Annotated in this window: 14 protein-coding genes; 13 read left to right on the top strand and 1 reads right to left on the bottom strand. The window is 46.6% G+C overall.

The window, feature by feature from the left end:
* A partial coding sequence (locus AC3B6F_RS04100) for a TonB-dependent receptor plug domain-containing protein (protein ID WP_489823463.1) occupies window positions 1-1,424 on the bottom strand: 1,424 nt, incomplete at its 3' end.
* Window positions 1,425-1,669: 245 nt separating this feature from the next.
* Here AC3B6F_RS04100 and AC3B6F_RS04095 point away from each other — a divergent pair.
* The 13 genes from AC3B6F_RS04095 to AC3B6F_RS04035 all read left to right on the top strand — a co-directional run bounded on the left by AC3B6F_RS04095 (window position 1,670) and on the right by AC3B6F_RS04035 (window position 13,655).
* Window positions 1,670-2,293: a biliverdin-producing heme oxygenase gene (locus AC3B6F_RS04095; protein ID WP_489823462.1), complete on the top strand. Its 624-nt coding sequence runs from the start codon at window positions 1,670-1,672 to the stop codon at window positions 2,291-2,293.
* 32 nt (window positions 2,294-2,325) lie between these two features.
* Entirely contained in the window at window positions 2,326-3,282 is a 957-nt protein-coding gene (locus AC3B6F_RS04090) for a heme/hemin ABC transporter substrate-binding protein (protein ID WP_489823461.1), read from the top strand.
* Window positions 3,279-4,307 carry a FecCD family ABC transporter permease gene (locus AC3B6F_RS04085; RefSeq protein WP_282860823.1) on the top strand — a complete coding sequence of 343 codons (1,029 nt, stop codon included), beginning with the start codon at window positions 3,279-3,281 and terminating at the stop codon, window positions 4,305-4,307. Before AC3B6F_RS04090 ends, AC3B6F_RS04085 begins: the two co-directional genes overlap by 4 nt.
* The gene (locus AC3B6F_RS04080; protein WP_489823460.1) at window positions 4,304-5,146 is read left to right on the top strand and encodes a heme ABC transporter ATP-binding protein; all 843 of its coding nucleotides are present in this window, start codon (window positions 4,304-4,306) and stop codon (window positions 5,144-5,146) included. Before AC3B6F_RS04085 ends, AC3B6F_RS04080 begins: the two co-directional genes overlap by 4 nt.
* A complete protein-coding gene (gene hmuQ / locus AC3B6F_RS04075) occupies window positions 5,131-5,442 on the top strand; it encodes a heme-degrading protein HmuQ (protein ID WP_023943402.1) in 312 nt (103 codons plus the stop codon). Before AC3B6F_RS04080 ends, hmuQ begins: the two co-directional genes overlap by 16 nt.
* A 32-nt stretch (window positions 5,443-5,474) precedes the next feature.
* Complete coding sequence (gene exbB, locus AC3B6F_RS04070; RefSeq protein ID WP_489823468.1) at window positions 5,475-6,188, top strand: tonB-system energizer ExbB; 714 nt, start codon at window positions 5,475-5,477, stop codon at window positions 6,186-6,188.
* 8 nt (window positions 6,189-6,196) lie between these two features.
* A complete protein-coding gene (gene exbD / locus AC3B6F_RS04065) occupies window positions 6,197-6,688 on the top strand; it encodes a TonB system transport protein ExbD (RefSeq protein ID WP_489823459.1) in 492 nt (163 codons plus the stop codon).
* The gene (locus AC3B6F_RS04060) at window positions 6,639-7,502 is read left to right on the top strand and encodes a TonB family protein (RefSeq protein WP_489823458.1); all 864 of its coding nucleotides are present in this window, start codon (window positions 6,639-6,641) and stop codon (window positions 7,500-7,502) included. Before exbD ends, AC3B6F_RS04060 begins: the two co-directional genes overlap by 50 nt.
* 429 nt (window positions 7,503-7,931) lie before the next feature.
* On the top strand, window positions 7,932-8,396 hold the full coding sequence (locus AC3B6F_RS04055) for a helix-turn-helix transcriptional regulator (RefSeq protein WP_489823457.1): 465 nt from the start codon (window positions 7,932-7,934) through the stop codon (window positions 8,394-8,396).
* Entirely contained in the window at window positions 8,396-9,379 is a 984-nt protein-coding gene (locus AC3B6F_RS04050) for a toll/interleukin-1 receptor domain-containing protein (protein ID WP_489823456.1), read from the top strand. The genes AC3B6F_RS04055 and AC3B6F_RS04050 overlap by 1 nt, the downstream gene beginning before the upstream one ends.
* Before the next feature lie 221 nt (window positions 9,380-9,600).
* A complete protein-coding gene (locus AC3B6F_RS04045) occupies window positions 9,601-10,791 on the top strand; it encodes a replication initiation protein (RefSeq protein WP_489823455.1) in 1,191 nt (396 codons plus the stop codon).
* A 580-nt stretch (window positions 10,792-11,371) separates the two neighbouring features.
* Complete coding sequence (locus AC3B6F_RS04040; RefSeq protein ID WP_489823454.1) at window positions 11,372-11,707, top strand: plasmid mobilization protein; 336 nt, start codon at window positions 11,372-11,374, stop codon at window positions 11,705-11,707.
* The gene (locus AC3B6F_RS04035; protein WP_489823453.1) at window positions 11,697-13,655 is read left to right on the top strand and encodes a hypothetical protein; all 1,959 of its coding nucleotides are present in this window, start codon (window positions 11,697-11,699) and stop codon (window positions 13,653-13,655) included. The genes AC3B6F_RS04040 and AC3B6F_RS04035 overlap by 11 nt, the downstream gene beginning before the upstream one ends.
* The last annotated feature ends 82 nt before the right edge of the window (window positions 13,656-13,737 follow it).

The following is a 13,737-nucleotide window of genomic DNA, read 5'->3' as shown; positions in this document are numbered from 1 at the left end:
GCCGCATTGTTCGCATAAGTTGCCGTGTATTGTGGGCTCCGTTTGTAATAGTCAAAGCGGAACCCGGGAGTGATATGAAGCCACTCCATTTTCCCTACCCCAATACGATCCTGTACAATTGCGCCAAGGTCCGTGCCATGGACATCCGGCATATCCGACTGATTAACATGCAGAAATCTGCATGAGTAAATGGTTGCAGTACAGTTATCCAAGCCCCCGGCGTACTGACTGGTATCAGTGATGTATGCTTCACCGCCCAGCGTAATGACGTGGTGAAGGCGGCCTGTAAAGATATTTGAAGTAATTGACCCGGTCGTACCATAGGATTGAACGGCGAGATTACTGTTTCGGTCATACTCGCCGATCGGGGCAGTAAGACGATTAGCGGCGGTATCGTTGATCATGTTGACTTTCTGCCAGTAGGCAATGAGATGCGCCTCGCTGATGAATGCAGAAGGGTGTTCAGCCTTGTAATCGTAGCTACCGGAAACACGGGACCGCTTGCTCTCTTCCAGCGTGTGATAACGGCTATAGGTGGAACTGATGCTGCTCAATGTATTTTCGTTGTAATTGCGATCAAAGACTTCTCCGGTCAGACCGAAGCGATGGCCACCTTCGACATATTGATGAATTTTCCCAAGAAAATTACCCTGTGTGTAAGAAGCGGGATCTTTGTCAGAACGTGTTGTGCCTACACCGCCGGTGCCGCCCATATTTCCAGTTTGGCTTCCTGTTTGATAGCCACCCTGAACAAGAATCATTGTGTTATGATAACGTCCAGCGAGAGCTTGATTGAGGTATCCGCTTTCGCTTGAGCCGTCATAGGTGAGTTTTGTCAGACCGCCGAAAGCCTTATTTCCCGTTAGGATATCTTCCGGATCCAAGGTTTTGAGGGAGACGACACCACCGAGAGCACCCGTTCCGAAAAAGCCGGAATTTGCGTTTTTGACAATGTCGATCGAACCAAGCGAATTAAAATCGTAAGATGATACGCCGCCATCTACACCACGGGCGCCGTCGTTGGCCCAGATTGTCCGGATACCGTCGATCGTGGTGAGGATACGGTTCTGATCCAATCCACGCATGTTAATACTGAGATTGTTGTTGTTGTAATTTATCCCGGCATCCACACGCCGTGCATAATCTGAAATACTATCGATCATGCGCGACTGAAGCGTTTTTAACGTCACCGTTGTCGTCATGACACGAGGCTTTCCGACAGCGCTATAGTCAGCGTCCGGATCAACTTTCATCGAATTGATAACATCTGCTGACGCCTGTCCGCGCACATGAAGCGGGCGGAGTTTGATCGTTGGGGGGGGGCTTGTTTCCACGATTGGTGTTTCGTTGATGGGTGTTGGTGTCTGGGCGTGCGCAACAGGAATGGCAGCCATTCCCCAGGCAAGAGCAGATGTTGCCAGCATTGTCTGGCGCCTGTGACGTATCAGAGCCGGGATATGTCGAATCATTTTCAGCCTCTAAATGAGAATTGTTCGCATTAAATCGTTCAGAGTTTATGTAGCGTCAATCCAATTGATATTGATTCTCATTTTCATTGAAGTGGGGATGCAAATCTGCCACATAGAAAGTGAACTGACTCTTCAAATCTAACGACAGAGCCTCGGTTTTTGAGGTTATGATGTTGAAAGACAAAAGGAAAACACCAGTTATGTGTGCTTTTTTTTCGGAAAATACGCTGTCGTTTGCATTGCGTGAAAAGACAAAGTCCATTCATGACCGAATAGATCATCGGATCATGTCGATGGGACTGTTTTCAAGCCTGAACGGTTACAGAATGTTCTTGATATCACAATATATTTTCCATCGTGATGTGATGAAAATTTACGAAGATGTAACATTGCGTCGTCTTCTTCCTGATCTGGAAGCGCGTAACCGCTTTGCATACATAGAGGCAGATATGCAGGATCTTGACCTGCCACAACCTCCAGTCAGTGGTGGGGATGTGATCCCATTTAATCCCTCGGTCGCAGTTGGTTGGCTGTATGTTGCGGAAGGGTCGAAGCTTGGTGCCAATATCCTGTCTCGCATGTCATTGGCGTTGGGTTTGACAGAGAGCTTTGGGGCACGACATCTTGCCTCGGCTCCAGAGGGACGTGGTCAGTCATGGAAGGTGTTCAAGGCTGCGATTGATGGAGCCGAACTTGACCGGAATATGTGTGTAGCTGCGGCAGAAGAGGCTTTTACACGCTTCTCGAGGTGTCTGGATCTCGCCCAGAAGCTGGGGGCAGAAGCTGGAGCGAACGAGAAGGTGAAAGGTCGGGTTGCGTTTTAGTTGAGAACGAATATCATTATCATGAATGACATATGAGATGTTGTTCGTTGTTGAAAAAAGGAAGAGCAGGCGTGAAGAGTAATCGTGACCTTGGTCGTCGTGGTTTTTCTGTTCTGCTTTTGGCTGCGGCACTTGTGCCCGCTGCTGGTTGGGCGCAGCCCCGCCTCATAACGGATTGTCGTGGACGTTCTGTTTCAGTGTCAGGAGCGTCTCGTATTGCCTGCATTGGAGGCACCATTACCGAAACGCTTTATCGGCTTGGTGTATCTGAACGCATTGTTGCCGTTGACACTACTTCGACCTGGCCGGAGAGCGCGCTTAAAGAGAAGAAATCTTTAGGGTATATGCGCGCCATTTCTGCAGAAGGCGTGTTGTCCGTTCGGCCAGACCTCATTCTGGCTATGAATGCGTCAGGGCCGGCTGATGCGATGGATCAAATTGTTGCATCCGGTATTCCAGTCGTTTTCGTTGATTCTACATCGTCACCGGATGCCATTCTGAAACGAACGAAATTTCTGGGCACAGTGGTGGGACGCGAGCGGGCCGCAGACGAAATGTGCCGGGATATTCAAAGCCATTTCGATGCGCTGGAGCGGTGGCGGGCGAGTCATTCTGGTGCTCCCAAAGTTCTGTTTGTCATGCGAATGACCAATAACCGACCGATGGTTGCCGGTCAGGGCACTGCGGCTGATGCCGTGATCCGACTTGCTGGTGGCATCAACGTCGGAGCCGATTTGCAAGGATACAAGCTGCTCAACACGGAATCTCTCGTAACCCTTCGACCGGATATCATCCTGACAATGAGTCAGGGAGGAGCAGAAATCCGGCAGGCTCTTTTGAACGATCCGGGTTTTAGCATGACACCCGCAGGTCAGAAGAAAGCAATCGTGGAAATGGAAGGCGAACGACTTCTGGGCTTTGGGCCTCGCACTCCTGAAGCTGCTCTCGATCTGGCTCATATGATAGCCAAAGCAGGAAAACCAACATGATGAACGTGCGACGGCACGTGAATTTGTGGCTTCTGGTTCTTGTTCCAGTTCTGGCACTGGTAATGCTGTGTGCTCTGGACGTTGGGGCCAGTGGCATCGGAATTGGCTCATTGCTCCACGGTTCCGAGGGCGCAGGACAGTCATTATCCTGGATGGTCATGGCGCATATCCGTGCCCCACGGGTTGTTCTCTCTGCAATGGCAGGCGCAGCGCTTGGAACAGCAGGAGCCATTATGCAGGGCCTGTTTCGGAACCCATTGGCCGATCCTGGTCTGATTGGTGTGTCTTCTGGTGCGGCGTTGGCTGCAGCCTGTGTCATTGTTTTGGGCGTTGATATCGCCCAGCCAGGGTTTCTCAATGGATGGGCGGTTCCGATCGCCGGAATGGCAGGGAGCTTTCTGGTCACGATCCTGCTGTATGTATTTGCAACCCGGGCAGGCATTACCTCCGTCACGACAGTTCTGCTGGCTGGTGTTGCTTTCGGGGCTTTTTCCGGAGCTTTGACGGGCATCCTTATTTTCCGTGCCAATGATACGGCGTTGCGGGATTTGACATTCTGGACGCTCGGGAGTTTTTCCGGTGCGAACTGGGAGCGTATCGGACTCCTCACGCCTTTTCTGCTTGTTTCAGGGATTATTGCTACCCGTATTGCCGCCCCCTTGAATGCGATGTTGTTGGGGGAGGCCGATGCCGCGCTGATGGGGTATCCCGTTGAGCGTACCAAGCGGCTGTCCATGTTGGCTGTTGCTGCGTCCATTGGGCCAGTCGTTGCGTTTGTTGGTGCCATCGGATTTATCGGTGTTGTCGTTCCGCATCTGGTGCGACTGGTAGCGGGACCGGATCATCGCTTTGTCCTTCCAGGAAGTGCTTTGCTTGGAGCGATCCTTCTCACTGCGGCAGATACGGTATCCCGCGTTATTGCGGCACCGGCAGAACTGCCGGTTGGCATTATAACGGCAGCTCTTGGAACACCGGTTTTCGTCTGGCTTCTTAGTCGCATTCATGGAGCGGATATTCCGTCATGACGCTTGAAATCCAGAATGTTTCCACGTCCGTGAACGGACGAAGTCTTGTCCGGAACCTCGACCTGTCACTGGCTGCCGGAGAGATTGTTGCCGTCATCGGACCGAATGGAGCGGGGAAAAGCACGCTGCTGAAACTGGCCTGCGGGTTGATGCCCTTGCAGCGGGGCTCTGTGAGTTTCGGGGGAAAGAACATTAATCTTCTCTCAAATGGCGAGCTTGCAAAGCGTCGGGCGTTATTGCCACAGGACTGTCCCATGCGGGTAAGGTTTACAGCGCTTGAGCTTGTTCTGATGGGAACGGCCATTTCGGGTCAGTCTCGACAGGCTTCGGAGAGGGGCGCGGCTGCGTTGGCTGCGCTGGAGCATGTGGGGCTTTCTGCGTTTACCGCCCGTGACGTCATGACACTATCAGGTGGCGAAAGACAGCGTGTTCATCTGGCGCGTGTGCTGGCCCAGCTTGAGATTGCCACACAGGATAACGTACCGGGGTTTCTTCTGCTGGATGAGCCCCTGTCAGCACAGGATATGGCGCGTCAGAGGCTGGTTCTTCAGATTGCGGGAACACATGCGCGGCGAGGGGGTGGAGTTCTTCTTGTCCTGCATGATCTGAATTGGGCTGCCGCCTGTGCTGACAGGGTTGTTGTCATGCACCAAGGCGAGATTCAGGCGCAGGGTACCCCTCAGGAGGTCATGACCCCGCAGTTGCTGAACGACGTTTTCGGAATTCCGGACGGTTGTATTCATCATCACGACAGTTCCGGCCGACCCTATGTTGTCCCTCATGATCTTGTCATGTCGGGCAGGGCATCAAACAAGGAGACATCATGTATATTGCAATGAACCGTTTCAAGGTCCGGCCAGACAGCGAAGAGGCTTTCCGCAAGCGTTGGCTGGAGCGCGAAGTTCTGCTCAAGACAGTACCGGGCTTTGTCAGCTTCCAGTTTTTGCAGGGACCCAACCGGGAGGATCATATTCTCTATGCCTCTCATACCGTATGGGAATCTTATGACGCCTTTGTCGGATGGACGCAGTCGGAACAGTTCCGTGCCGCTCATGCTGGTGCGGGGCAGGGGAAAGTACTGACGGTCGGGCCGCCAGTGTTCGAGGGGTTTCAGGTTCTTCAGAACATTGAGTGAGGACTCTGATTATGGCCCAGACAGGTGCATTGATGTCTCTTACGGTTTCTCCCTGGCAGATGTTCCTTGGCGCCGGGCCGGTGGTCCGCTGCGTGATGACGCTTCTGGCTGCTGCGTCTGTCGTCACATGGACGATTTTTATTGCCAAGACTGTGGAACTGGTTCGCTTGCGTGCACAGCTCAAAAAATCAGAAACGGCGCTGGAAGACGCAGACACGCTGTATCTGGGAGAAGAATGGATGCGCGATGGTGCGGGTATCGCTCATGCCATGGTGCTGGCCGCAGAAACGGAGCGCCGCCGCTCGGAAGATATTCCTGCTGATCGTGACGGCATCAAGGAGCGGATTGTCCTGCATCTTGAGCGCCTGGAAGCTGCTGAAGGCCGTCGCCTGATGAGAGGGACTGGCGTGCTCGCCACGATTGGTGCGACGTCGCCCTTCATTGGCCTGTTCGGAACAGTGTGGGGCATCATGTCGTCCTTCACGGGCATTGCTGCTGCTCATGCGACCAGTCTGGCCGTTGTTGCTCCAGGCATTGCAGAAGCCCTTTTGGCCACGGCGCTTGGTTTGGTCGCTGCTATTCCTGCAGTGGTGATCTACAATCATCTGGCCCGTCAGACGGCGGCCTGTCGTGCCTGCGTCGCGGATCTGACGTCGCTTGTGATGCGTCTGGTCTCCCGTGATCTGGCCCGCGCGACGCTTACAGCAAGCGGCAATGTCGTTCGCTTCATGGCTGCTGCGGAGTAATCGCGGGAATGGCTATTCATATTCGCCATGCCGATGAGGCGGTGCTGGAAGCGCACGAAATCAACGTGACGCCGTTTATCGACGTCATGCTCGTTCTGCTCGTGATCTTCATGGTTGCTGCGTCTCTGACGACGGTCAACGTCCCTGTTGATCTGCCATCTTCAACTGAAACACCAGCTCCACGTCCGGATGAGCCGGTTTTCCTGACCGTTAAGGCCGATCATACGCTGGCTTTGGGCGAAGATGCCGTTAGTTCGGATCAACTCGTTGATGCACTCGGTAAAGCCAGTAAGGGGAACAAGGAAGAGCGGATTTTCCTGCGGGCGGACAAAACCGTTGATTATGGAATGTTGATGGACGTGATGGGGCAGCTTCGGAAGGCCGGTTACCTCAAGGTTGCGCTTGTCACGCTTCAGGGGCAGGAGGCTGGGGAAGGGCTGGGGAAGGGCCGTGAATTCTTCACACGCGTCTATCCCCAGGACCTTCCGGGACTGGTATAAGGGGTATCAGAAGACCGCAGACCAGCTTAGCGTCCGTATCTGGGGCCTGTCTGGTGCTGCTGTAACTGTTCTGACAGGCGCGGCACTCTGGTGGGCTGTGACCCATGTGCCAGCACAGGTTGTGGCCCCAAGTGCTGCACCGCCTCCGGCTATTGCGATTGACATGTCCCCTATGCCGACACCTGCGCCCGCTCCTCCACAGGAGGTTGATCCCGGGCCGCAGCAGATGGTCACGCCGCCGGAACCGCAGCCGGATACGCCTCAGCAGGTCGATGCGCCGCCGTCTCCGGCGTCACATCCGCCCGTGCCTGTTCCGAAGGTGAAGAAGGTCAAGGTTCATAAGAAGACAGCAAAGAGCGCGCCGCAGCCTGTAAAACCGGTCCCGATGCAGGCTCCTGTTGCCGAGAAGATGACGGCGCCTCCTGCTGCGGACAATACGCTCTCCCAGAGCAGTGCGGACAATACGCTCTCCCAGAGCAGTAGCGCGGCCTCCGTGTCCTATGCCAGTCGTTCCAGCAATGCCCCCATAACCTGGCAGGGCGATATTCTGGCGCGCCTCGAACGCTTCAAGCGGTATCCGGCAGAAGCTTTGGCCGAGCATCAGGAAGGCACACCCATTCTGTTCTTTGTCATGGATCGACGAGGGTATGTTCTGTTTGCAAAGGTTTGGAAGAGTGGAGGCTTTGCATTGCTTGATAAAGAAACCCTGGCCGTTGTCCGGCGTGCAGAACCGTTCCCGCCGCCGCCTGAAGAGATTGCAGGGGCGACAGTTTCGCTGACGGTGCCTATCGAATTTTTGATCGAGGGTCAGTAAGTGAAGAAGTTGAAACGAGTACTTTTTTGAAGCGTAGCGAGAAATTCCACCAACGTAATGGATCGCTAAAAACCCTGAAAACATTGAAGCGGTTTTACCGGAAATTCGCCCCGCCATATCTTGTGCGAAGTAGCAAACGGCTCTTCTCTTTAGTGGTCCAAATGGACCATTACGCCGAATGTGAATAGCTTAATTTGGGGCAGGTTCCCTTGGCGTCCCATAGGGGATTCGAACCCCTGTTGCCGCCGTGAGAGGGCAAAAAAAGTTTAATTCTATCCATTCTTTATTCTCCTAAGTGGTTCAAACTAACTACTATTATATCCCATGATATCACTGTTTGTCACGTGTCTTCACCTATAAAGTGGCGCAGAAATGGCGCAAGATTGGCGCAGACTGGCTTAGAACCTATGATAATGATATCGTTGGCAAATGTCTGATGTTCCTGTTTTGTCCGGGTTAACCCCTGCTGTGCTGAATTATGAGTCAGCGGCGGCTTATCTTGGCATTAGTCCAGGCAGACTCAGGAATCTGATGTGGTTGGGTATTGGTCCCCGTAAGATATCCTATGGAAAGAGGGACGTAAGATTCAGGGTTCAAGACCTGAATGAGTTCATAGCCTCTAAGGTGCAACAATTCCCGAACAACGAAGGAATTAAGAGACCGAGGGGCAGACCCAGAAAGGTGCCTATGCCTCCTGTCCATGAAATGGATGGTGGAGATGTGACGTGGTTCTTTGAGGTTCAGGGTACTTTGACGATGATGGGCAAAATAACGTATTGGGATATCGTCTGGCGATCAATTTATTTATCTATATTTTTTTTGGGTTTTCTTCTTTTAGTCCGTGTTACAATTTCAATATTTGGTGGAAAACGATCTTTCTTTGGGATTGAGTGATGGAAGTCTTTATCAGTTGGAGTAAACCAAGAAGCAAAGAGATAGCTAACGCTCTTAGAGATTGGCTTCCTTTGGTGCTTCAGTACGTGTGTCCTTTTGTCTCCGATAAAGACATATCTGCCGGAGAACGTTGGGCTCAGGCTATTGCGGGGAAACTACAAGAAGCAAATTTTGGTATCATATGCATCACTCCAGAAAATATAACCTCGGAATGGATTCTATTTGAGGCTGGCGCTTTATCGAAATCTATGACAGACGGAAAGGTAATACCTCTCCTATTTGGATTAGAACTTAGCGACCTCAGTGGCCCACTTTCTCAATTTCAAGCGCAAAAAGCTGATGAGGCCGGAATTTTTGAGATAGTAAAGGCAATCAATAGTATTTCCGAAAAGCCAGTACCAGATACCATAATTAATCGATTAGTTCCCAGTCTCTGGGCAAATTTAAGAGATAGATTAGTAGAAATTTCTGCACAAAAATCTGTGGACAAACACAAAAGACCGCAAAACGAAATCCTTGAAGAGTTGGTAAAGGATGTTAGAGGGCTTGGTTCATCCTTGCGCGAAATTCGGATTGAACAGAATGAAAAAGAGCCTTCAATTCGCCGAAGGGTAGCTAAAATTTCGCCCGAAATATTGCACATAGTCGAAATATCGACACGAAACTCGTCTGATCCGTCTCTGCCGTTTCTAATGCTTGCTTCCTTTCTGAGGGAGGACGCGCTCCCGATATCTGAAATTTTATTAACTATATACAGAGAAATTAATACGCCGCGATTCAGTAATATAAACCCAGCGCGGAAAAGCACTCTTCCGAGTTCTGTACTTGGATCTATCAATAATTTAGAATTGTTAATAGAAAATGGTATGATGTTTGAGCTTGGAATTATCTCTAAAAATCTTTACGGGACCATAAAGGAATTACCTATGTATTTGAGGCATTTAGTAGAAACAAACAGTAAATTCGGGAAAAATGAATTGTAAATAATTAAAAATTTTGAAAATTATCGAAATATCCGGTATGATATAAAAACACCTTCGCAAGTTAAAGCTTGCGAAGGGTTTAAAACTTAATTTGGATGCGCTAGGAACACATTCAAACAATTTATACTGGACATTTTTATATTAAATCATATAAAGTATTTAGTCAAGAAAAAAGTTAAATGTTTGAATAATTTTTAGCCATTCTCAAAATGGAGAAAATTATGAAAGCATTAGACTTAATAAAATTGCCAAATTGGCACGATAAAAATGATAAGATTATTGATAAGTCCTTGAAGCAATCTCGCAAGATTGCACCGCATCTTAAAAATCTTGCAAATAATCTTATCATCACTTTGCCTCGAATGGTTCGAGCTTCTCAAAATCTGAAATCAATCAGCATTGAGAAATCAAGCCATCTTTTCAGGCTTGATAATGCTATTAGTCTGCCTTGGATATCGTTCAATACAGATAAAGCCATTAACTGCCTGTTGCTGGATATAGACCATGATGAAGGCTTGGCTATGTGGGAAGACCTCCCAGACAACATAAAGCCCCACCTTGTCATTGACCCTTGGAGTGGCAGAAGTCTGGCAATTATTCAGCTTGCTACGCCTGTTTTAACAGGTGAAGGCAGTAGGCTCGGGCCACAATTTTTAGCAAATCTTGCTCATGAAATGATGGCATCCTATTTTGAGGCCACAGCCTTGCCACACAGCAACGTTGTTAAAAATCCGTGGGGATTATCGAGCAACATCATCGGAACGCTATCCAGACGCTCACAGCAGCCTTCTACTGGCATCCTATGGGATACACACCAGCAGATTAATCCCGACTTGTGCTGGCATACGGTTCCAGGAAAATATGAGATTGAATTACGTGATATCATCGACGTATTTAAATCTTACTATGAAAATTATGCCTCTAAGAGCACAAAGAAGAAATTTATAAACAGGGGAGAACCTTCAACGCTTGGCAAAAATTGCCTGATATTCGATTTGTTAAGATTCTGGTGTTACGACCATAACGAGTCAGCTTTTCAGGTGATTTACCAAAAATGTATTGAGTTAGATTTTCAAGAAAATACCAATCTTCCGAAATATGATCTCAAATCCATTTCAAAATCTATATCCAAATTTATGAACACCAGATTTAATCCACGCACAAACCTAGATTCCAGAAGAGGAATTATGGGTTTGAAGGGTTCTGATTTTACTGAACAAGAGCGCCAGCGCATATCTGCCAGACGTACAAACGACATTAGGAACTGCAAAACAGAAGAGCGTATTAAATGGTGTCTGGAAAACTATCCAAATGATATAAGGCTGTCTCAAAGAGAATTCTCAAAATTTGCGAAACTATCCAAAAGGACGGTTGAAAAGTACTGGGAGGTTATCAGGAATGGCAGGATATAAAACTGCCCTACTACGGTGCCCTATCAGGTATTACAGATTTTAAAAAAATCAGACATGGAAATCTTAGCCATATCTACAGGAACCCTACATCTTTGAAATTGGAATCCTATATAACCCCAGAGTCATCAAAATTTTTTTCGCTGAGCCTATTAACTGCGTTGAAGGGTCACTTTGACCAACAATCAGCCATTTATGGCGCTACGCAGTTCCCCTTCCTGGAAGTACGCCAGGAAGGGGTTAGGGGATGGTTTTGTGTATTTGTAAGCATTTTTAAACTGCTACTCGAAACAACAAAAATATTATTCTGTTATCTTGGAAATAATAAAACGATAATGCATAAATATTTTTGCATTTATCACGGTTATAAAATCACGATATACTGTCGCGTTTCTTTTTTCATAAAAACAATGTATTTTAATTACATCTTAGTCTGTTTTTCTTCCGTTTTTTTCTCTCTCTTATTATAATTATTATACATTCTTTTTATAATAGCCAGTCATGGGAGGCGTTGCCCCCCAATTGGCAAGGGGCTCTGCCCCGTTGACCCCGAAGAATGGAGAAACATAAGGAGGAAAGGAAAATGGCGACAGCACAAAGAGACAGATTTTTTATAAAATTAAATCCTGATGAAAAGGAAAAATGGAAGAAACACGCTGAAGAAATTGGATATAATAATATTTCTTCCATGTTGCGAGAAATGGTTCGTGAAAGCATTGCCAGCGGAACAACTGGAAATGAATTAAAGGACGAACTTCTAAAAATCAGGCGTGAGATTTCAGCAATTGGCAATAATATTAACCAAATTGCGAAGCACTCAAACCAGACAAAAACAGCACATGACATTCCTGATTTGTCCAAAATTAAAAAAAATATTGCACGAGTTGTTCAGGCAATGAGGGGCAGAATTGATAATTAAAGGCGGGGCTGTTTCGTGCAAATCTGGCACATCAAAGACAGCATCCCATATTTTTGAAGGACCAACCAACGAGCAAATAGAAGCCCTTCAGGGCAACCCTGAAGACATGAAAGACATGCTAAACGACGCACGTCAGCAGGGTTTAAAATATGCTTTTGAGCACTTTAAAATCTCTCCTGAAAAAGAGATTACAAGAGCCGAGGCTTATAAAGACTTTCAAGCAATCGCTGATGAATACGGCTTTAATCTTTCTGATTCTGTAATTGTTGAACACCGCAAAGCCCGCCAGAACGACGAAAACAGCCCCATACATTGGCATATGATAGCGCCTTATCTGAATCCAGAGACAGGCAAAGCTGTCGATTTGAAAAATAATTTTGCCAGAAATGAGAAACTAAGCAGATTATCAGAAATCAGAACAGGGCAGACTTTAATCAAAGGTCAGCACAATGAAGCGGTATTTTTTGCCCTTCAAAAAGAAGGAAAAATATCAGAAGCCAACCAGGTTAAGCACCTGGTTGAGGGTGATTTGCCTAGCCCTTCATATAGCCAAGATAGCCATCAAAGAGCAGGAAGAAGAGGAACTAATCTTCCTTCGGAAAAGAATAATATCAAAGAGATATATAAATTATGTGATGGTATGAAATCTTTTAAAAGTGCTCTTTCACAAAAAGGTTATTCCATAAAAGAGGGCAATAAAGAGGGTATTTATATTATAGAAAAAGATGGTGTTCTAATTGGCTCTGCCAATAGATTATTATCTATGAAAAAAGAAATATTTAAAAAGGAGTTTGAAAATGCAACAACAAGGAAAAAACTCAGGTTCAACAAAGCCAACGATACAACAAGCGACATACAGCCAAGCCAAGAAATCAGCCCAGAACACAGCGGAAATAATAGAATTACTGACAGAACAGCCAGCAGAAGAATCACCAATCCAGCAAATTCTCGAATTGCTCCAAGATATTCAAAGCCAGCAAAAAATGTTGCTCAAAACATCCGAGCAAACAGCAAAAATACTTCATATGCTGTTGCAAAGGCTCGCATAAATTCTTCTCGAATTGCTTCTGTAAAAATTGAAAGTGATGACAAAACAGCTTCAGCCGCTGGAATCAGAGCAGCAAATGCTATTATTGAAGAGTGGAAAAATCTCGAAAGATTAAATAAAGACATTGATGAATATTTTAAAAATATTGAAAAGATGAATAAATTAAATAGGATTTCAAAAGAAAGATTTCTTAAAAAATCAGCACTGAAAAATGTCAATTCTTCCTTAAAAGAAAAATATGAAATTTTGAAAAACAGACCGAGAGTCCGAGGATGGAAAGATATTAAATATGATTTAGAAAATAAACCTTTCCAAGATTATTTAAAGTCTAAAAAAGAAAAAGAGCAATGTGAAGAAAAAATAAAAATTCTTGAAAATAAAAAATATGGAATGTTTAAATCTTTCAACAAAGAGTATAAAAAAGATGTTAAAACATTATCAGAATTAAAAGAATTTCTTCCAGAATTATCCAATAAAGAAAACAATTTATCTGACAAGTATGATACTAAGTTGCGTATTTCTTATGATGAAGCAAAATATATTCAAGATAAACAGAAACGAGACCAAGAAGATTATGACAAAAAACATGACATTGAAAAAACAAGAGATGATTTTGAAAAATTGAAGAATATTAAAGAAGATATTTTAAACAATGATAAAGATATAATTGAAGATATTCATAAAAATGGTCCTGAAAATGAACTCAAAAAACGCCAAGAAGAAGAGCAAAAATTGTTGCTGGAAGAGCAACAAAAGAAAGCCCGCGAAGATGCAGATAATAATGCAAAATTGCTTACAGCACGAACAAATGCAAAGTTGAAAAAAATGAATAATCCCAAGAAAGATATAAGCGAACTAGAAGCCGAAGAAATGAATGCAGTTGGATATAAGCCCCGCTAACACAGGACAAAACCATCCCCTAACCCCTTCCTGGCGTGCTTCCAGGAAGGGGAACTACGTAGCGGAGCAAGCTCCTTGTTGT

Source organism: Gluconobacter sp. ESL1110 (assembly GCF_058107395.1).
This window is presented reverse-complemented; position numbering and strand designations above follow the sequence as displayed.

Excerpts from the sequence above, each read along its gene's own strand:
- exbB (WP_489823468.1), top strand. The coding sequence starts at position 5,475 with ATGTCTCTTACGGTTTCTCCCTGGCAGATGTTCCTTGGCGCCGGGCCG.
- AC3B6F_RS04050 (WP_489823456.1), top strand. The coding sequence starts at position 8,396 with ATGGAAGTCTTTATCAGTTGGAGTAAACCAAGAAGCAAAGAGATAGCT.
- AC3B6F_RS04045 (WP_489823455.1), top strand. The coding sequence starts at position 9,601 with ATGAAAGCATTAGACTTAATAAAATTGCCAAATTGGCACGATAAAAAT.
- hmuQ (WP_023943402.1), top strand. The coding sequence starts at position 5,131 with ATGTATATTGCAATGAACCGTTTCAAGGTCCGGCCAGACAGCGAAGAG.
- AC3B6F_RS04055 (WP_489823457.1), top strand. The coding sequence starts at position 7,932 with ATGTCTGATGTTCCTGTTTTGTCCGGGTTAACCCCTGCTGTGCTGAAT.
- AC3B6F_RS04040 (WP_489823454.1), top strand. The coding sequence starts at position 11,372 with ATGGCGACAGCACAAAGAGACAGATTTTTTATAAAATTAAATCCTGAT.
- AC3B6F_RS04090 (WP_489823461.1), top strand. The coding sequence starts at position 2,326 with ATGAGATGTTGTTCGTTGTTGAAAAAAGGAAGAGCAGGCGTGAAGAGT.
- AC3B6F_RS04085 (WP_282860823.1), top strand. The coding sequence starts at position 3,279 with ATGATGAACGTGCGACGGCACGTGAATTTGTGGCTTCTGGTTCTTGTT.
- AC3B6F_RS04095 (WP_489823462.1), top strand. The coding sequence starts at position 1,670 with ATGTGTGCTTTTTTTTCGGAAAATACGCTGTCGTTTGCATTGCGTGAA.
- exbD (WP_489823459.1), top strand. The coding sequence starts at position 6,197 with ATGGCTATTCATATTCGCCATGCCGATGAGGCGGTGCTGGAAGCGCAC.
- AC3B6F_RS04080 (WP_489823460.1), top strand. The coding sequence starts at position 4,304 with ATGACGCTTGAAATCCAGAATGTTTCCACGTCCGTGAACGGACGAAGT.